The sequence below is a fragment of the Dyella sp. 01N36 genome (genome assembly GCF_056399745.1).
Map to the genome: position 1 here is coordinate 1 of NZ_JBFTRY010000061.1, position 18,895 is coordinate 18,895.

At 64.9% G+C, this 18,895-nt stretch carries 19 protein-coding genes; 9 read left to right on the top strand and 10 right to left on the bottom strand.

Annotation, left to right across the window (positions count from 1 at the left end; all coding sequences use genetic code 11):
• Together AC1DMG_RS11720 and AC1DMG_RS11725 are read left to right on the top strand one after the other, a co-directional pair.
• The coding region (locus AC1DMG_RS11720; RefSeq protein WP_477180540.1) for an amidase family protein at positions 1 to 408 on the top strand (408 nt) is incomplete at its 5' end.
• A gap of 7 nt (positions 409 to 415) precedes the next feature.
• Positions 416 to 1,048 (top strand): alpha-ketoglutarate-dependent dioxygenase AlkB family protein, encoded by a 633-nt coding sequence (locus AC1DMG_RS11725; protein ID WP_441604988.1) that lies wholly within the window; start codon positions 416 to 418, stop codon positions 1,046 to 1,048.
• Positions 1,049 to 1,050: 2 nt separating this feature from the next.
• Here AC1DMG_RS11725 and AC1DMG_RS11730 read toward each other — a convergent pair whose 3' ends face one another.
• From AC1DMG_RS11730 to AC1DMG_RS11745, 4 genes are read right to left on the bottom strand one after another with little or no spacing between them, the layout of a single operon-like run.
• Positions 1,051 to 1,674 (bottom strand): ABC-type transport auxiliary lipoprotein family protein, encoded by a 624-nt coding sequence (locus AC1DMG_RS11730; protein ID WP_441604987.1) that lies wholly within the window; start codon positions 1,672 to 1,674, stop codon positions 1,051 to 1,053.
• Entirely contained in the window at positions 1,671 to 2,609 is a 939-nt protein-coding gene (locus AC1DMG_RS11735) for an MlaD family protein (protein WP_441604986.1), read from the bottom strand. Before AC1DMG_RS11735 ends, AC1DMG_RS11730 begins: the two co-directional genes overlap by 4 nt.
• Position 2,610: 1 nt before the next feature.
• Entirely contained in the window at positions 2,611 to 3,426 is an 816-nt protein-coding gene (locus AC1DMG_RS11740; protein ID WP_441604985.1) for an ABC transporter ATP-binding protein, read from the bottom strand.
• Positions 3,423 to 4,568 carry an MlaE family ABC transporter permease gene (locus tag AC1DMG_RS11745; RefSeq protein WP_441604984.1) on the bottom strand — a complete coding sequence of 382 codons (1,146 nt, stop codon included), beginning with the start codon at positions 4,566 to 4,568 and terminating at the stop codon, positions 3,423 to 3,425. Before AC1DMG_RS11745 ends, AC1DMG_RS11740 begins: the two co-directional genes overlap by 4 nt.
• A 201-nt stretch (positions 4,569 to 4,769) precedes the next feature.
• Between AC1DMG_RS11745 and cysD the strand changes: the two genes are divergently transcribed.
• The 5 genes from cysD to metJ all read left to right on the top strand — a co-directional run bounded on the left by cysD (position 4,770) and on the right by metJ (position 10,662).
• A complete protein-coding gene (gene cysD / locus AC1DMG_RS11750) occupies positions 4,770 to 5,663 on the top strand; it encodes a sulfate adenylyltransferase subunit CysD (protein WP_441604983.1) in 894 nt (297 codons plus the stop codon).
• Positions 5,663 to 7,546: a sulfate adenylyltransferase subunit CysN gene (cysN, locus tag AC1DMG_RS11755; RefSeq protein WP_441604982.1), complete on the top strand. Its 1,884-nt coding sequence runs from the start codon at positions 5,663 to 5,665 to the stop codon at positions 7,544 to 7,546. Before cysD ends, cysN begins: the two co-directional genes overlap by 1 nt.
• A gap of 326 nt (positions 7,547 to 7,872) precedes the next feature.
• Positions 7,873 to 8,973 (top strand): glycine cleavage system aminomethyltransferase GcvT, encoded by a 1,101-nt coding sequence (gene gcvT / locus AC1DMG_RS11760; RefSeq protein WP_477180541.1) that lies wholly within the window; start codon positions 7,873 to 7,875, stop codon positions 8,971 to 8,973.
• A gap of 105 nt (positions 8,974 to 9,078) precedes the next feature.
• Positions 9,079 to 9,474, top strand: a complete 396-nt coding sequence (gcvH, locus tag AC1DMG_RS11765; RefSeq protein ID WP_046972737.1) for a glycine cleavage system protein GcvH — start codon at positions 9,079 to 9,081, stop codon at positions 9,472 to 9,474.
• Between the two features lie 624 nt (positions 9,475 to 10,098).
• A complete protein-coding gene (gene metJ, locus AC1DMG_RS11770; RefSeq protein WP_441604980.1) occupies positions 10,099 to 10,662 on the top strand; it encodes a met regulon transcriptional regulator MetJ in 564 nt (187 codons plus the stop codon).
• Between the two features lie 414 nt (positions 10,663 to 11,076).
• On the opposite strand, the gene AC1DMG_RS11775 is transcribed toward metJ, so the two are convergent.
• A complete protein-coding gene (locus tag AC1DMG_RS11775) occupies positions 11,077 to 11,286 on the bottom strand; it encodes a hypothetical protein (protein WP_441604979.1) in 210 nt (69 codons plus the stop codon).
• 60 nt (positions 11,287 to 11,346) lie between these two features.
• Between AC1DMG_RS11775 and AC1DMG_RS11780 the strand changes: the two genes are divergently transcribed.
• Positions 11,347 to 12,165, top strand: a complete 819-nt coding sequence (locus AC1DMG_RS11780) for an energy transducer TonB (protein ID WP_477180542.1) — start codon at positions 11,347 to 11,349, stop codon at positions 12,163 to 12,165.
• 86 nt (positions 12,166 to 12,251) lie between these two features.
• Here the strand turns inward: AC1DMG_RS11780 and AC1DMG_RS11785 are convergent, their stop codons facing one another.
• Entirely contained in the window at positions 12,252 to 13,553 is a 1,302-nt protein-coding gene (locus AC1DMG_RS11785; RefSeq protein ID WP_441604977.1) for a serine hydrolase domain-containing protein, read from the bottom strand.
• Positions 13,554 to 13,698: 145 nt separating this feature from the next.
• Positions 13,699 to 15,300, bottom strand: coding sequence for a GMC family oxidoreductase (locus AC1DMG_RS11790; protein ID WP_477180543.1), 1,602 nt, complete (start codon positions 15,298 to 15,300; stop codon positions 13,699 to 13,701).
• 74 nt (positions 15,301 to 15,374) lie between these two features.
• On the opposite strand from AC1DMG_RS11790, the gene AC1DMG_RS11795 reads away from it, so the two are divergent.
• Entirely contained in the window at positions 15,375 to 16,691 is a 1,317-nt protein-coding gene (locus AC1DMG_RS11795) for an NTP/NDP exchange transporter (RefSeq protein ID WP_441604975.1), read from the top strand.
• 7 nt (positions 16,692 to 16,698) lie between these two features.
• Here AC1DMG_RS11795 and AC1DMG_RS11800 read toward each other — a convergent pair whose 3' ends face one another.
• From AC1DMG_RS11800 to mtgA, 3 genes are all read right to left on the bottom strand, one after another.
• Positions 16,699 to 17,127 carry a CBS domain-containing protein gene (locus AC1DMG_RS11800; RefSeq protein WP_121877911.1) on the bottom strand — a complete coding sequence of 143 codons (429 nt, stop codon included), beginning with the start codon at positions 17,125 to 17,127 and terminating at the stop codon, positions 16,699 to 16,701.
• Positions 17,128 to 17,230: 103 nt separating this feature from the next.
• Positions 17,231 to 18,169 (bottom strand): glycosyltransferase family 2 protein, encoded by a 939-nt coding sequence (locus AC1DMG_RS11805; protein ID WP_441604974.1) that lies wholly within the window; start codon positions 18,167 to 18,169, stop codon positions 17,231 to 17,233.
• Between the two features lie 66 nt (positions 18,170 to 18,235).
• The coding region (gene mtgA / locus AC1DMG_RS11810; RefSeq protein ID WP_477180544.1) for a monofunctional biosynthetic peptidoglycan transglycosylase at positions 18,236 to 18,895 on the bottom strand (660 nt) is incomplete at its 5' end.

Consider the following 18,895-nt stretch of genomic DNA (forward strand, 5'->3'; position numbering starts at 1 on the left):
GATCTGGCCAACACGGACGACCGTGCRTCCGAGCATTTCCGTCGGCTGCTGAGCTACGCCGCCGGCAAGAGCGCCGCCGACTATGCGACCGCCGATCGCGTCCTCGATGCCGCCACCTTGAAGATGCGTCGCCTGTTTGCGCAGATCGACGTACTGGTGCTGCCGACCACGCCGCAGGGCGCGTTCCCGCTGGATGGCCCCGTGCCCGATTCGCAGGCCGACCTCACCAGCTTTGCCAGTCTCGCCGGCTGTCCGGCGGTGAACATACCGATGGGCTATCTGCCCGACGGCATGCCGATCGGCCTGCAACTGGTAGGCGCGCGAGGTTCGGATCTGCGGCTGCTGGAACTGGCATCCGTGTGCGCCGCGACGCTCGATGTGGAACCGGGATTCCCGGCGATTCATTGAGGCGGGTGTGAGCCTGTTCGATCAAACGACGCAAGGTGGTTGGCAATTACTGCCACTGCCGGGCGCGGCGCTTTCGCTGTGGCCGCAGTGGCTGGACCGTGGCGAGGCGGACGCACTGTTCGCCGAACTGCGCTCGACGATTGCGTGGGAAGTGCACCGCATCCGCATCTTCGGGCGCGAGGTGGATTCACCGCGCCTCAGCTGCTGGATCGGCGACGAAGATGCCAGCTACGTTTATTCACGCACGCGCTTCGCACCACATCCCTGGACGCCGGTCTTGCGCGCTCTGCGTGATCGCGTGGCCGATGCCTGCGATGCGCGTTTCAACAGCGTGCTCGCCAATCTTTATCGCAACGGCCAGGACTCGATGGGCTGGCACAGCGATAACGAGCCCGAGCTGGGCCGCGAACCGGTGATCGCGTCGCTGAGCCTGGGTGCGGCCAGACGCTTCCGGCTCAAGCCGCGCGGCGAAGCGACGCGCGGAGATGTGCTGGCGATCGAGCTGGAGCACAGCAGTCTGTTGCGCATGGCGGGCGATACACAACAACGCTACGTGCACGATCTGCCCAAGACGAGCGAGGCCGTCGGGCCGCGCATCAATCTCACCTTTCGCTGGGTGGATGCCTCAAAGCGCGTGTAGCGTCAGTTCGTCCGCACGTCATGGCCATCGAGTGGCTGCTGCAACGTCCAGCTCACCAGCTGCGAGGCGAGCGCGTCGCTGGCCTGTCCGAATGCCGCAACGACCTGCGGTACGGTCGTTCCGCCCACTGGCTGGGTGACGTCGAAGCGGCGCGTGGCCACGATGCGCAGGCCGCTGTTCTTCACCAGTCGCGCATCGAAGTGGATCACCACCACGGGTTGCCCGTTCTCATAGACCGACTGGAATGAGCGCAGGTCGCCGGCGAGCGAATAGTCCGCTTGCAGGCTGGTCTCGTCGCTGCTCAGGCCTGCGATTCGGCCGTTGTCGCGGAACGCATCCATGATGCGGTTGCGCAGCAAGGTCGTGGCGTTGTCAGCCCAGCGGGCGCCCTGATACACGCTGACCACATTCCCTTGCGGCAGCACGGCGATGCGCGAGCTGTCGATCATGCGCTCGGCGTTGGGCGTGTCCACCCGTAACGACCAGTTCACCGCTGTCGCGCTGTCGCGCGGGAGTGGCGTGGAAGGCAGGCGGTAGACGTCGGGTGATTCGGCCTTGGGCAGGATGGTACAGGCGCCGAGCAGCGCAATCGCTGCACAAGCGGAAAGGCGCAGGCGCATCCTCATGGCACGAACTCCTTGTTGCGGTCACGGCCGAGCAGGAAGCCCGCCGGGTTGTCGTCAAGGCGGCGCGATACGCCGCGCAGCGAGCCGGCTGCGTCGCGCAGTTCGCGCACGGCCGGGCCCAATTCACTGAAGCCTTGCAGGCCGCCGTTGATGGCGGCACGGTTGTCGGTCAGCAGGCGGTCGATATCCGCAGCGGAATGGTCGAGCGAGGCCATGGCGTTGCGCGCGCTTTCCAGCGCGGCGCGTGCCTGGTTGTCGACCAGGCCGTTCGCATTGCGTACCAGCTGGTTGGTCTGGGCCAGGGTCTCGTTCGCCTGCTTGCTGGCCTGCGCCAACTGCTGCAGCAGCTGATGAATGTCTTCGCGCTGGTCGGCGACCGTGCCGGTGATCTGGTCAAGATGCTGCAGCGTGTGGCTGATGCGTTCGGAGTTCTCAGGCGACAGCAGCATGTTCGCCTTCGCCACGACTTCGTTGATGTTGGTCACCAGGTCTTCGCCGTTGGCAAGGATCTGGCTCAGCGGAGAGGGGTCGGCCACGATCACCGGCAGCTGGTCGTCCTTGGACTCCAGTGGCGGACTGGTCGGCGAACCACCGCTGAGCTGGATCACGGACAGGCCCGTCACGCCGGTGAGAGTGAGCTTGGCATGCGTGTCTTGCTTCACCGGAACATCGCCGCCCAGACGAATGCGCGCCAGCACTTTGCGCGGGTCCTGCGGGTCCAGCTTGAGCTGGGTGACGGCGCCGACCTTGATGCCGTTGTACTGCACCGCACTGCCCTGCGAGAGGCCGCTGACCGCTTCGTTGAACACGATCTGGTACTCGGTGAACTGGCGGTCCGAACTGGACTTGGCCAGCCATAGCGCAAACAGCAGCGCGGCGGCGACCACGATCACCGTGAATAGGCCTATGAGTACGTGATGGGCACGCGTTTCCATGTCATTTCACCTCGGGGGTATCGTCGCGTTCGTGCGCCTCTTCGGCGGCGCGGCCACGCGGGCCGTGGAAATACGCCTGCACCCATGGATCGGGATAGCGGGCCACCTCATCGAGCGGGCCTACGACCAGCACCTTCTTCTGAGAAAGCACCGCCACGCGGTCGCAAATCGTATAAAGCGTGTCCAGGTCGTGGGTGACCAGAAATACGGTGAGGCCCAACGCGTCGCGCAGGGTGAGGATCAACTGGTCGAATGCCGCCGCGCTGATCGGGTCCAGGCCCGCGGTGGGTTCGTCCAGGAACAGAATTTCCGGATCCAGCGCCAGCGCACGCGCCAAGGCCGCGCGCTTCACCATGCCGCCGGAAAGCTCGGACGGGAATTTGGTTTCCGTGCCCATCGGCAGGCCGGCGAGGGCGAGCTTCACGCCACCCAGATGCTGGGCATCGGGACGCGTGAGGCCGGCGTGTTCGATCAGCGGCATCGCGACGTTCTCCACGATATTGAGCGAGGAGAACAGGGCGCCGTTCTGGAACAGCACGCCGAAGCGCCGCTCCACGCGGGAGCGCTGCTCGGGCGAGAGGCTCAGCAGGTCCTGGCCGAATACGTGGACGTGTCCGGAGGTCGGGCGTTGCAGCCCCACGATGCTGCGCAGGAGCACGGACTTGCCGGTGCCCGAACCGCCGACCACGCCGAGGATTTCGCCGCGGCGCACATCCAGGTCCAGGTGCTCATGCACGATTTGCGTGCCGAAGCGGTTCACCAGGTGGCGAACCTCGATCACGTTTTCGGCGGCTTGCGGTTTCGCGACGGCGTTCACCAGCCCATCTCCATATAGAAGAGTGCGGCCAGCGCATCGATCAGGATCACCACGAAGATCGACTGCACCACGCTGGAGGTGGTGTGTTCGCCCACCGATTCGGCACTGCCGCTGACCTTGAAGCCTTCCAGGCAACCGATCACCGCGATCAGGAAGGCAAACACCGGCGCCTTGGCGATGCCGACCAGGAAGTTCTTTACCCCGATATCGGACTTCACCAGGTTGATGAACATCACCGGCGGTATGTCGAGCACCATGGCGCAGACGAGCCCGCCGCCGATCAGGCCGGCAATCATGGCCAGGAAGGTGAGCATGGGCAGCGAGGCGAGCATGGCCAGCACGCGCGGCAGCACCAGCAGTTCCATCGGGTCGAGGCCCAGGGCACGGATCGCATCGATCTCCTCGTTCGCCTTCATCGAGCCGATCTGCGCGGTGAACGCGCTGGCGGTGCGGCCGGCCAGCAGGATGGCGGTGAGCAGCACGGCAAATTCGCGCAGGAACGAGAACGCCACCAGATCCACCGTGTAGATAGTGGCACCAAAATCCGCCAACACGGTCGAGCCGAGGAAGGCCACCACCGCGCCCACCATGAAGGTGAGCAGCATCACGATGGGCACGGCATCCAGGCCGGTCTGCTCGATATGCGCCACCAGGGAAGTGACGCGCCAGCGACGCGGGCGCCAGACGGTCTGCACAAACGTCTGCAGGGTGAGCCCGATGAAGCCCAGCAGTTGCACCTGCTGGTGCCAGACGTTGTCCATCGCCGCGCCGATGCGCGCGAGCAGCTCGGTCACCGTGTTGTGGCGACGCCGGGACTTCGGTTTGACGTAGCTGGCCATCGCCTTGCCGACGGTCTGCAGCAATGCGCGTTGGGCAGCGGGCAGGGTTGGATCCTGCGTGGCCAGATCGCCCAGCCGTTCGGCGCCCAGCAGGCCGGCCAGCAGCGCGGCGCCGGCCGTATCCAGCGCACCCAGGGCGCTCAGATCGATCGGCGTGGTCTGATGAAGGCGGCTCTTGAGCGCATCGACCGCGCGCTCCAGCACAGCGTAGTGGGCCAGCGTCCAGTCGCCTGCCACACGCAGGCGTGGGGGCGTGGCCGTGGCATCGAGTTGTGCGCTTCCTGTCGCCATCGATGTACTCATGAAGCTCGATCTTAGTGGAGTGTGGCCTAGATCAGGTGACGAAACGATGGTGAGGTCAGCGGCGGTGGGCCTCATGCGTTTTGCTACATCCTGTCGACGCCGTGCCTGCCACGGCGCCCGTTTTCCGCTAGATTCCTCCCTTGACCGCGCGCCCCCAGGCGCTACCGGACCCAGGAAACAGTGACGCCAAGCATGCCTTCCATGTCCCATCTGGACGCCCTCGAAGCCGAGAGCATCCACATCTTTCGCGAAACGGCGGCCGCTTTCGAGCGTCCCGTGATGTTGTATTCGATCGGCAAGGACTCCTCCGTCCTGCTGCATCTGTTGCGCAAGGCGTTCTATCCGGCCCGGCCGCCAATGCCCCTGCTGCATGTGGATACGACCTGGAAGTTCCGCGAGATGATCGCCTTCCGTGACCAGGTGGCCGCCGAGGGTGATGTGCAGGTGCTGGTGCATATCAACCAGGACGGTGTGCGCCAGGGTATTTCGCCGCTCACCCACGGCTCGGCCGTGCATACCGACGTGATGAAGACGGTCGCGCTCAAGCAGGCGCTGGACCAGTACGGCTTCGATGCCGCCATCGGCGGCGCGCGTCGCGACGAGGAGAAATCCCGCGCCAAGGAGCGCGTGTTCTCCTTCCGCAATGCACAGCACCACTGGGATCCCAAGCATCAGCGTCCCGAGCTGTGGCACACCTTTAATACGCGCATCCACAAGGGCGAAAGCGTACGGGTGTTCCCGCTGTCGAACTGGACTGAGATGGACGTGTGGCATTACATCCGCCGCGAGAACATTCCGGTGGTGCCGCTGTATTTTGCCAAGCCGCGCCCGGTGGTGGCGCGCGACGGCGCGCTGATCATGGTCGATGACGAACGCTTTACCCTGCGCGATGGCGAGCAGGTCGAGCTGCTCGACGTGCGCTTCCGCACCCTGGGCTGCTATCCGCTGACCGGCGCGGTGGAGTCCTCGGCCGATACGCTGGACAAGATCATCGAGGAGATGGCCGCGTCCCGCACCTCGGAACGCCAGGGCCGGGTGATCGACAACGATGGCAGCGCCTCGATGGAGCGCAAGAAGCAGGAGGGGTATTTCTGATGGTCACGATGGACCCCACCCCGACGCTCACCGAGGACACCAACCTGCTGCGCTTCATCACCTGCGGCAGCGTCGACGATGGCAAGAGCACGCTGCTCGGCCGGTTGCTCTACGACGCCGGCATGGTGCCGGAAGACCAGCTCGCTGCACTCGCCCGCGACAGCCGCAAGTTGCATGCCGAAGCCGAGGACGCGCTGGATTTCTCCCTGCTCACCGACGGCCTCGACGCCGAACGCCAGCAGGGCATCACCATCGACGTGGCCTACCGCTACTTCCACACGCCACGCCGCAGCTTCATCGTGGCCGACTGCCCCGGGCATGAGCAGTACACCCGCAACATGGCCACCGGCGCCTCCAACGCCCAGCTGGCGGTGGTGCTGGTCGACGCGCGCAAAGGGTTGCTGCCGCAGACGCGCCGCCACAGCTATATCTGCGCCCTGATGGGCATCCGCCAGGTGGTGCTGGCGGTGAACAAGATGGACCTGGTCGATTGCCGCGAGGACATCTACGCGGCCATCGCCCATGAGTACCGCGAGCTCGCCGCGCAGCTGGGCATCACCACCGTGCATTGCCTGCCGGTGGTGGCGACGGGCGGCGACAACGTGGGTCATCGCTCGACGCGCATGCCCTGGTATCAAGGACCCAGCTTGCTCGAGCTGCTGGAGTCGGCCGACACCAGCGCCACGCAGGCGCAGGATTTCCGCATGCCAGTGCAGTGGGTCAACCGACCCGATGCATCGTTCCGCGGTTACGCCGGCACGGTCTGCGGTGGCCGCGTCGCCGTGGGTACCGAGATCGTGGTGCAGCCGGCCATGCGCCGCGCACGCGTGGAGCGCATCGTGACGGCCGACGGCGATCTGCCTGAAGCCGTGGCCGGCCAGGCGGTGACGCTCACCTTCGACCGCGAAGTCGATGTGAGCCGCGGCGATGTGATCGCCGACGCCGCATGCCCCGCGCCGGTGGCCGACCAGTTTGCCGCCCACGTGCTGTGGATGGGCGACGAACCGCTGCTGCCCAACCGTGCCTATTGGCTGAAGATCGGTTCGCGCACGGTCAACGCGCGGATCACTTCGATCAAGCACAAGGTGGACGTCAACACCCAGGCCGAACTGGCCGCCCGCCGTCTCGAGCTCAACGAGGTCGGCTACTGCAACATTGACCTGGATCATGCCATCGCGTTCGAGTCCTACCAGGACAACCGCACGCTTGGCAGCTTCATCCTGATCGACCGCACCACCAACGCCACGGTGGCCTGCGGCATGCTGGACTTCGCGCTGCGCCGCGCCTCCAACGTGCACTGGCAGCACACCGACCTGGACCAGGAAGCGCGCAGCATCAGCAAGGGTCAGCAGGCGCGCTGCCTGTGGTTCACCGGTTTGTCCGGCGCGGGCAAGTCGACCGTGGCCAACCTGGTCGAGCGCCGCCTGCATGCGCTCGGTTACCACACCTATATGTTGGACGGCGACAACCTGCGCCATGGCCTCAACAAGGACCTGGGCTTCACCGCCGAAGCCCGCGTCGAAAACGTGCGCCGGGTCGCCGAGGTCGCGCATCTGATGGTCGATGCGGGCCTGATCGTGCTGGTCTGTGTCATCTCGCCGTTCCAGAGCGAGCGTCGCTTCGCTCGCAGTTTGTTTGGCGAGGGTGAATTTCTCGAGGTGTTCGTCGATACCACCCTGGAAGAATGCGAGCGCCGCGATCCCAAGGGGCTCTACCGCAAGGCGCGTGCCGGCGAGATCTTCAATTTCACCGGCATCGACTCGCCGTACGAAGCACCGGAACACGCCGAGCTGCATCTGCTCACGGCTGGCCTGCGGGCCGAGCAGCTGGCGGAGCAGGTGGTGGAGCAGTTGCTCGCCGGGCAGGGTCACGCGCCGCGTTGAGCTAGCCGCGACCTCCCACGATCGTCATTCCGGCGTAGGCCGGAATCCAGTAGCCATACGACACGGTTGTCGCCCTGCTCCACGATCGTCGCGGGTTGATGACAGTCTTGTGTGTCGCGATAACCGGGCTGCTCGGCCACTGGATTCCGGCCTGCGCCGGAATGACGAGCGGGAACAGTCGTCGCTCGACTTGGCTCGCGGTTCACATGCTGCGCCGCACGATCCTCCGCCGATACGCCAACGCACGGTAAGTGCGCGGGCGCGCTCGGCTTGGAATGTATCCATGCGCCCGGCGATAATGCTTCTTTCCCCAGAGCACGACTGCGATGACCGACAAGACCGTACTCAATGACACCCATCGTGCGCTGGGCGCACGCATGGTCGATTTCGGCGGGTGGGACATGCCGATCAACTACGGCTCGCAGATCGAGGAACACCACGTCGTGCGCCGTGACGCCGGCATGTTCGACGTCTCCCACATGACCGTGGTCGACCTGCACGGCGCACGCACGCGCGAGTTCCTTCGCCATCTGCTGGCCAACAGCGTCGACAAGCTCAAGGTGCAGGGCAAGGCGCTGTACTCCTGCATGCTCRACGARMAGGGCGGCGTSATCGACGACCTGATCGTCTACTTCCTGGGCGAGGAGTTTTTCCGCCTGGTGGTGAACGCGGCCACCCGCGAGAAAGACCTTGCGTGGATCACCAAGCAGGCCAAGGCGTTCGACGTCGAGGTCAAGGAGCGTCCGGACTACGCCATGATCGCGGTGCAGGGTCCGAACGCCCGCGCCAAGGTGATCGGCCTGCTGGCCGAGGTGGATCACGAGCGCATGAAGAAGCTCGGCAAGTTCGCTGCCGCCGCGGCGCAGGGTCCGCATGGCATGCCGCTGTTCGTTGCCCGCACCGGCTATACCGGCGAAGACGGATTCGAAATCATCGTGCCGCAGGAACACGCCGTGGCCCTGTGGCAGGCGCTCGCCGCCGCCGGCGTCGCGCCGGCCGGACTGGGTGCGCGTGACACGCTGCGCCTGGAGGCGGGCATGAACCTCTATGGCCAGGACATGGACGACACCGTGTCGCCATGGGAAGCGAACCTGGGCTGGACCATCGCACTGGACGAAGGTCGCGACTTCATCGGCCGCAAGGCGCTCGAGGCGCAGAAGGCGGCGGGTGTACAGCGCGTGATGGTCGGCCTCGTGCTCGACGACAAAGGTGTGCTGCGTCACGGTCAGGCCGTGCTCACCGCCAACGGCGCCGGCGAGATCCTGTCCGGCAGCTTTGCGCCGACGCTCAACAAGGCGGTGGCGTTTGCGCGCATTCCGGTCGGCGAGCCGGGTGACGTGCGCGTGGATATCCGCGGCCGCGAAGTGCCGGTACGCATCGTGAAATACCCCTTCGTGCGCGACGGCCAACCCTGCGAAGGCATCTGACTTCAGGCATCAATGCGGCACGGGCTAAGCCCGTGTTGCCCATCGGGTGAAGGCAGCTAGAATTGGCGCTCCACCCACGACCCATACCAACGACTGGATCCGATCATGAGCGAGATTCCCGGCGATCTGAAATTCCTCAAGTCCCACGAATGGGCCCGCGTCGAAGACGACGGCCTGGTTCGCGTGGGTATCTCCGACCACGCCCAGGGCCAGCTTGGTGACCTGGTGTACGTCGAGCTGCCGGAGATCGGCGCGAGCGTGCAGGCCGGTCACGGCGTTGCCGTGGTCGAGTCGGTCAAGGCCGCTTCGGACATCTACAGCCCGGTCTCCGGCGAGATCGTGGCGGTCAACGAAGAGCTCAACGACAAGCCCGAAACCATCAACGAAGACGCCTTCGGCAACGGCTGGATCTTCCTGGTCCGCGCCAGCGATCGCGGCGAGCTCGATGAGCTGCTCGACGCCGACGCCTACGCCGAGCTGGTCGAAAACGAAGACCACTAAGCCCTGACGTTCGATGCTGCACCCGATGCCGGCCGCCTCAAGCGGCCGGCTTCTTTTTGAGTCGCGGGATCGGTTTTTTCGACGCGCGAAGAACCGATCCGGAGAGGATTGGAGGCGTCGATTTTTACGTTGAAGTTATCGCCGTCCATGCCGATAGAAGTCCAACATGGCGATCCGGCAAGCCGGGGTCGCGTCGCGAGTCGACCCTCTTCGACGCCTCCGGACCTGCCGATGACGGTCCGGAACGACCCTCCGGACCGGTCTTTGAAAAAATAAATTCAGTCGCCTTTCGTTCATCAAAAGGGGTGTGCCGGGGAGGCCCCCGGCATGTCGTTGATGTGTCTCGACTTGTGAGACGCACGTCTGTCAGGCGGCTGTGCACGGAAAAGACAAAATGGCTTGTTTTAAGCGGTTTTGTCGGTGTCGAGGTAATCAAAAGGGCATTAACATCTGGATGTATGGACGTCCAAACGAAAATGCCTTCAAACCCCCGTAAGGCCTTGTCTGGCGGGGGTTTGGACCCTCCCGGGGGTGGATGAAACGGATTGATTTAATGGTTAAAATCAATTGACAGCTGAAATCTTCAGGAATAGCTTTCGCATCGGAACACGGAGAACGGGTGCCATGGCAACATCGAAATTCATCAAGCCTTATGTCGATCATGGAGAGAAGGCCGGCGCAGTACGCAAGATCACGGTCTCGATCCCATTGCACATTTTGAGGCCCTTGTCTGACGAACGCACCCGTCGTCAGGTGAACAATCTTCGGCACGCCACGAACAGCGATCTGCTGGTTGAGGCGTTCCTGCACGCTTTTACTGGGCAACCACTGCCAACTGATGAGGAGCTGAGACGAACTATGGCCACTGCCAAGAAAGCCACCGCAAAGAAGGCCGCCAAGAAGGCGTCCAAGAAGACCGCCGTGAAGAAGACCGCTGCCAAGAAGCCGGTCGCCCGCAAGCCGGCCGCCAAGAAGGCTGCCAAGAAGGTCGCCAAGAAGGCTGTTGCTAAGAAGCGCCCGGCCGCTGCCAAGAAGGCTGCCGTGAAGAAGGTCGCGACCAAGAAGGTTGCGAAGAAGGCTGTTGCTAAGAAGCGCACCGTGAAGAAGGCTGCCGCTGCCAAGGTCGTCAAGGCGACCAAGGCTGCGAAGGCCCCCAAGGCTGCCAAGGCCCCCAAGGCCAAGAAGTAAGCTTTAAGCGTTACTCTTAATAACAAGCAAGAACGACTTTTCTCCCCGCGGTGCCCAGCGCGGGGAGAGTCCTTCGAAAGAGCGACTCGTCCCGGCCCTTGCCGGGACGCTTCGTTTGTGGGGCCTGAAAAACTCTGTAGGAGCGCACTTGTGCGCGACCGGGGGCACGGCTCCGTAGGGTTGTCGCGCACAAGTGCGCTCCTACAGGAGACAGAGAGCATTACCTCGGCGGAATCTTGGGTAAGAAAATTTCCTAGCGACGACGGTCAGGCGTCAGCGACGCCCGAGCAAGCCCGATACGACGCGATGTGCGGCTAGTCGCCGACACGACGACCGATTTGCCGTAGTGCTGCATTACGGTTACCTTTCACACATCCGCGCCGCGGTGGCCTGGGGAGGCTGCCGCTCCTGGATTCACAGGGGGAAAAAGCGCGGGTATCTGATGCCACTCGGTGAGAGATCATGGATACCCGAAACAAACATCATGCGCGTAGCTACGCGCGTGGGGCCATTCGGCCCGCTGCCATTGCCATTGTTGCTGTCGTTGCCGTCCTTGCCGCAGCTTCTTGGTTCCTCATCATCAAACCGCACCAGGACCTGGTCGATGCCGACGTCGGTGCGCATCCGTCCACGCCGATAAAGGCGGGTCCTGAAGCACCGCCACCACCGGTCAACGTGGCCGCCATGAGCATGAACCAGCTGCTCTCGGAAGCCCGCAAGGCGGTCAACGAACAGCGTCTGCTGGCCCCGGCCGGCAACAACGCCTTCGAGTTCTATCTAAAGGTGCTGGAGAAGCAACCGGGCAACCCGGTGGCCACCGATGCGCTGCGCGAGACCTTTCCGGTGGGCGCCAGCGTGGCCGAACAGGCGATCAACCAGCGCGACTTCAACGAAGCCCAGCGACAGATCGATCTGCTCACCAAGGCCGACCCGGCGAACTACAYGCTGACCATCCTGCGCTCCAAGCTCGATGCCCAGCGCAAGTTGCTCGATCGCGAGCAGCAGCTGGCCTCGGACAAGGAGAAGCAACAGCAGCTGGCCACGCAAAAGGCAGCGTCGGATAAGGCCGATGCCGATCGCCTTGCTGCCGAAGCCCAGCAGAAGGCGCTGGCCGACCAGCGTGCGGCACAGGCACGCGCGGCGCAGCAACAGGCGGCGGAAGCGGCCCGTCAGCAGCAGGCCTCGCCCACCACCGCCAGCGCCGGCAACAGCGGGACGGCGAGTGCCGCCGGTACGCATCCGGCCGTGCTGTTGCGCAACGTGCCGCCGCGCTATCCGACCACCGCCGTCCGTGCGAACCAGGAAGGCTGGGTGGAAGTGGCCTTCACCATCACGCCCGAAGGCACGGTGGACGACGTCAAGGTGGTGGATGCCGAGCCGCGTCACGTGTTCGATCGTGCAGCCACCGAAGCGGTGAGTCGCTGGAAGTACCAGCCGGCCACGCAGGACGGCAGCCCGGTGTCGTCGCAGGACAAGCGCCGCATCGTGTTCAAGCTCAACTGATGGATGACTGGCCGCACTGGCGGCCAGCGCCCGGCAACGCAAAGCGCCGCATGGAAACATGCGGCGCTTTTTTCATGGGCTGGTCGTTAGCGCTTGCTGCCGTGCGCCGTGGTCGCGCTCTTGCTCTTCTTGCGCGTCTTGCCCTTGGCCGTGTTGGCTGCCGGCGCATCGCTTTCGATGCCCGCCCAATCCACGTGCGGAAGCCCGAGCAGGCTGTCGAATACCATCGGCAGCAGGCCGGCGGGCAGGGGATCGGCGGAGTTCCACATCATCACCAGGCCCACGTGCTGCCGGGGCAGGAAGCCGATCATGGTGCGATAGCCTTCGACCGCGCCGGCGTGGAAGATCATCGTTTCGCCTTCGTAATCGAACACGCGCCAGCCCAGCGCGTAGGAGGCATCCTCCAGCCGCGCGCGACGCCACGGCGCCGAATGCATCTCGACCGGGGTGGACACCTCCGGTGCGTGCAGCGTGTTGAGCAGCGAGGCCGGCAGCACATCCGGTCGACCGCCCATCTGCGCGATCAACCACTGCTCCATGTCCTTCAGGCTCGCATTGACGCCCGCCGCGGGAGCCACGCGGTAATAGGCATCCTTGGGCTCGAACGGAATCCAGCCGTTGCTGCCGGGACGATGCGGGCGTGCCCAGCTCTTGCTCGCTTCCAGTGCTTCGCGACCGTAGCTCGCCGTTTTCATGCCCAGCGGGAAGAAGATGTTCTTGTCGACCTGGCGGGTGAAGAAGTCGCCGGTCTGCGCATAGACCACGTCGCCGATCAGGCTGAAAGCGATGTTTTGATAGCCATAGCACTGACCCACATCGCAGGTAAGCGAGACCTCGTCGAGCCGGCGCACCAGTTCTTCATAGGGCACGTTGTCCTCGAGCATGCTGTCGTAGGTGTTCTTGGGCAGGCCCAGACGCTGGCCGAGAATGTCGCGCACCGTCGCCTGCTGCGCGGCGCTGTCGCTCTTGAGCCGGAAGAACGGCAGCACGTTGACGAGCCTGGTATCCCAGGAGAGCTTGCCATTGCCCACCAGCACGCCCGTGAGGGCCGTCGCGAACGCCTTGGACAGCGATGCCAGCCGGAACACCGTCTCGGGCGTCACCGGCTCGCGCGTGGCGGCGTTGGCGTAACCGATGGTGTCTTCGAACACGACTTTGTTGTCGGCCACCACGGCGGTCGCCAAACCGGCCACCACGTTGCGCTGATCCACGCGCCCCAGCCACTGCTGGTAAGCACTCAGCGTGTCCTTCATGCGATCGGCAGGCACGCCCGGCGAGGACGCAGAAACGTTGGCGTCGTTCGCCGGTGCCGCCGCATATGCGGCGGGCAGGGTGCCGGCCCATCCCAGGGCGGCGGCAATGAGCAGTGGAAGCGTGCGTAACGTCATGCTGTTCGAATGGGCTGGGCGTCGCGTGACGCGGGTCGAAGGACAGCTCGGAGCGAGCTGGGCGTTGAGCCAGGTCGATCCATGACGGCCGCCGGAGAGTAGCGCAGGAAACCTGGAAAATCCTCTGCCCATATGGCGGATGGATCTACTGGGACAATCCCGCCGCCTGCTTGGTTTCATTCAGGATCAGCGCGCTGGCCCGCTCGGCGATCATGATGACCGGCGCATTGGTGTTGCCGGTGGGCAGGCTGGGCATCGCCGATGCATCGACCACGCGCAGGTTCTGCACGCCGCGTACACGCAGCTCGCTGTCCAGCGGCGCATCGCTGTCGCCGCCCATGCGGCAGGTTCCCACCGGGTGATAGATGGTCTCCGCCTTGCGCCGGATGAAGTCGGCGTACTCGGCATCGCTGGCGATTGCACGTTCGGGAAAAACCGGCGCGCCGCGAAACCGGTTGAAGGCGGATTGCGAGAGGATCTCACGCGACAGGCGGGCGCCTTCGATCATGCGCTGGAGATCGTGCCCTTCGGCATCACCCAGATAATTGGGGTGGATGGCGATGGGCTCGGCGGGATCCGCCGAGCGCAGTCGCAGCATGCCGCGGCTGCGCGGATGCAGGCAGCAGGCATGCACGGTGTAACCGTAACCGGGCAGGCGATGGCGGCCGTGGTCATCCAGTAGCGCCGGCACGAAATGGAACTGCAGGTCGCAGCGTTCGTCCGAGGCCAGCCGGCTGCGCACGAAGCCGCCGGCCTCGGCGATGTTGGAGGTGCCCGGCCCCTCGCGATGACGCAGGAAGCGCCACCCTGCCGCCAGTTCGTTGAGATGGTCGTAGGTGATCCTCTGCGTGCTGCCGTCGAGCGTGCAGATGTCCAGGTGATCCTGCAGATTCGCGCCCACGCCGGGCTGATCGACCTGCACGGCTATGCCATGTTCGCGCAGATGATCGGCCGGCCCGATGCCGGAAAGCATCAGCAGCTGCGGCGTGTTTACCGCACCGCCGGCAAGAATCACCTCGCCGCCTTCGATCAGTACATCGCTGCCTTGCAGTTGCACCCCGACCGCGCGCCCTTGGGCGATCACCACGCGCGCCGCCAGGGCGCCGGTACGCACCTGGAGATTCGGTCGCTCCTTCGCGGGTCGCAGATAAGCCGCTGCAGTGGAGCAGCGCGCGCCGTGGCGCTGGGTCACCTGATACAAGCCAAAGCCGTCCTGACTCGGGCCGTTGAAGTCGTCATTGCGCTGGTAGCCGGCGCTCAGGGCGCTGTCGATGAACACCTCCGACAGCGGATTGCGATACCGAAGGTCGCTGACGCCCAGCGGACCACCGCTGCCATGCAGGCTGCTGGCGCCGCGCGTGTTGTCTTCGCTGCGCAGGAACCACGGCAGCACCTGCTCCCATGACCAGCGCGCATCGCCGGTGGCCTGCGCCCAGCGATCGTAGTCTCCCGGTACGCCGCGGACGTAGCACATGGCATTGATCGAACTGGAGCCGCCCAAGGTTTTGCCGCGGGGCCACCACAGCGTGCGGTCATACAGCTGCGCCTGCGGTTCGGTGCGGTAGTTCCAGTTGAGGCGCCGGTTGTTGGCCAGGCGCGCGATGCCTGCCGGCATGTGGATCAATGGATGCCAGTCCGACGGCCCGGCTTCGAGCAGCAACACGCGCTTGCTGCCGCTGGCGCTCAAGCGGTTGGCCAGCACGCAACCGGCCGAGCCTGCGCCGACGATGATGATGTCGTAGGTCATCCCAATCCCCTGGTCCTTGTCGGCGTTCGCTAGGCCGCATGCTAGTCTGTGACGGACCCCCGCTGGAAACGCCGGTGAATACCCCCCGACCCGCCGCAGCGAACGAAGGCCTCGCGTCGATCCTCTCGGCAGTGGCCTTCTTCTTCGTGATGACGGCCTATTACATCATCCGGCCTGTGCGCGACCAGCTCAGTGGCGCCGTCGGCTCCCAATCGCTACCCCTGTTCTACGCCAGCACCTTCGGCGTGATGTTGTTGCTGACGCCGGTGTTCGGCGCGCTGGTCTCGCATTTTTCGCGCAAGCGACTGCTCGGCTGGAGCTACAGCTTCTTCGTCGCCTGCCTGCTCGCCTTTGTGCCGGCCTTCATGGCGCAGGATCGTATCGGTGCGCGCACGCTCGGCGTGGGCTTCTTCATCTGGGTCAGCGTGTTCAACCTGTTCGTGGTGTCGCTGTTCTGGAGCTTCATGGCGGACATCTTCAAGAGCGTGCAGGCGCGTCGCGTGTTTCCGCTGATCGCGCTGGGCGGCATGGCCGGCGCCATCTTCGGGCCGCTGGTCACCAAGTTCCTGGTGCAGGTCATCGGCGTGGCCTCATTGCTGGTGGTCTCGGCGGTGGCGCTGGTGATCGCGCTGACCCTGCTGGTGACACTCTCCTCTCGACACGATTGCCGCGAAGAGGCGCGCAACGACGAACCCATCGGCGGTTCGCTGTGGGCCGGCATCAAGGAATTGTGGACGCGTCCGTTCCTGCGCTACATGGCGGTGCTGATGGTGCTGGGTGATGGCATCGGCACGCTGGCCTATGCGCTGATGGCCGACTACACCAAGGCGCATCTGCCGGATCGGGTGGCGCGCACCTCGTTCTACAACGACCTGGATCTCTACGCGAACCTGCTCGGCGCGGTGCTGCAACTGACGCTGACGCGCTGGCTGCTGGTGCGCAAGGGAGCGGGCCCGGGGCTGGTGCTGCCTTCGATCGTGAACTTCGTGCTGCTCGTGTTGCTGGTGATCGTGGGCATCGGCAACGTCAGCCTGTTCGGTGCCATGGTGCCGATGCTCTCGATCATGCTGGTCGGCTCGCGGGGCTTCGCCTATGGCATGACCAAGCCGGCGGTCGACGCGCTGTACACCCGCGTGCCGCGCGAGACGCGCTACAAGGGCAAGAACTTCGTGGAGACGGCGATCTGGCGTTTCGGCGACGTGCTGGTCACCAGTGGCGTGAGCGTGCTTGGCACGCTGGGCATGGCAGCCACCGGCATGGCCGGCATCGGTGCGGGCGTCGCGGTGGTGGCCACGTGGGTGGCTGCGCGCGCCGGTCATTCACCCGACCTGCTGCCGGAGCAGCGGGCCGGAGAGGACGCGGCCGCGCAGGCCGAAACCGCCAAAGCCTGAGCGTCGCTCAGCTGGTGATGTAGCGCTGCAGTTGTTCGATCTGTTCGGCCTGGGCGTCGATCACTTCCTTCACCAGGTCGCCGATGGAGATGACACCCACGACCCGTTCGCCGGTCACCACGGGCAGGTGACGGATGCGGCTGTCGGTGCACAGGCGCATGCAGTCGAATACGTCGGTATCGGGCCCCACCGTCAGCGGCGGGCTGCTCATGATCTCCGAGACCGCGGTCTGCGCGGAGGAACGACCCTGCAGGATCACCTTACGGGCGTAGTCACGTTCGGAGACGATGCCCACCAGCCGATCCTCGCGCATCACCAGCAGCGCGCCGACTCGGCGTTCCGCCATGTGCTTGATCGCTTCGAGCACGGGCGCGTCCGGTGCAATGCTGAAAATGTCGGTGCCCTTGCCTTCCAGCAAATGCTTGACTTGTCGCATGCTTGAACCTCCCAGGAGGCCGCCGATCGGCCGCATGCAGGGAGTCTAGCGCCGCCGCGCGGACGTGGTGTTGGCCCGATGTGAAGCGCGCGGCGAAAGCCGCTCAGGGCTTGGGACGCTCGTCGTAACGCTCTTCGATGAAGTACAGCGGACGCTGTTTGCTCTCGGCATAGTTGCGCCCCAGGTACTCGCCGATCACGCCCAGTGCGAGCAGCTGCACGCCGCCCATGAACAGGATCACCACCATCAGGGACGGGTAGCCACGCACCGGATCGCCGAGCAGCATCGCCTTGCCGAACACCCAGATGCCAAACAGAAAGGCGAGCAGCGAGGCCAGTACGCCCGTCCAGGTGGCCAGCCGCAGGGGCGCGGTGGAGAACGAGGTGAAGCCTTCGACGGCCAGCTGCAGCAGGCGCCAATAATTCCATTTGCTGGCGCCGGCCTGGCGTGGCTCGCGCAGGTAATGGACGGCCGTCTGCCGATAGCCGATCCAGGTGAACAGCCCCTTCATGAAGCGCTGGCGCTCGCGCAGCTGGCGCAAGGCGTCCAGCGCGCGGCGCGACAGCAGGCGGAAATCGCCGGTGTCGCGCGGCACCTGGATATCGGAGACCTGTTCCATGCTGCGATAGAACAGGGCCGAGGTGAAACGCTTGAAGCCGGTATCGCCCTGGCGCGTGTTGCGCGTGGCATAGACCACATCGAAGCCCGCGTGCCAGCGCTCCACCAGCGAGGGAATCAGCTCCGGCGGGTCCTGCAGGTCGGCATCGATCACGACGGCGGCATCGGCGTCGACCTGATCCAGGCCGGCGGTCAGCGCCGCTTCCTTGCCGAAGTTSCGCGAGAGTTTGATCGCGCCGACGCGGGCGTCGCCGGCGGCCAGGGTGTTGATGAGTTCCCAGGTGGCGTCGGTACTGCCGTCGTCGACGTAAAGCACGTCGCAAGAGAACGGCAGTTCGTCCAGCACCTGGCTCAGGCGGAGGTGGAAGCTTGGCAGCACGGCTGCCTCGTTATAGGCCGGCACGACAACGGTTAGGCGTGACATGGCAGGCGCGACGATTCCCCGGAGAGTGGGCRCATGCTAGTGCACTGGCAGGTCGCGGGGCGAGCCTCAGTGTCGCCGCGTGTCGCGCGGGGGCTGTCGGCTTTGCAGGTAACCCGGGCCGCCCAGTTGCCCCATCTGCTGCTGGATCCAGTTCGCACGGCTCTGTACGTAAGGCGTGGGGCGATCCGCGTGGAAGCGTCGAGGGCTGGGCAGCACCGCGGCGAGGCGCGCCGCCTGCGCCGCGCCAAGGCGCGCCGGGGCCATATGAAAATACGCGTCGCTGGCCGCACCGACGCCGTAGATGCCATCGCCCAGCTCCGCGATGTTCATATACACCTCGAGAATGCGTTGCTTGGGCCAGGTCAGCTCGATCAGCACGGTGAAATATGCTTCCAGCCCCTTGCGGATGAAACTGCGCCCGTTCCACAGGAACAGGTTCTTGGCCGTCTGCTGGCTGATCGTGCTGGCGCCGCGCAGGCGACGGCCTTCATCGGCGGCATCAACGGCGGTCTGGATGGAGTCGAAATCAAAGCCATGGTGGTAGGGGAACTTCTGGTCCTCGCCGGCCACCATCGCTAGTGGCACATACGGCGACACCTGACTCCAGGGCACCCACCGATGCTGCAGGCGAAAGTCTTTCTCGCCATGGATGAGCGCGCCCAGCTGGCGCTCCATCATCACCGCCGAGGTCAAGGGCGGCACGAAGCGCAGCACCAGCACCACCAG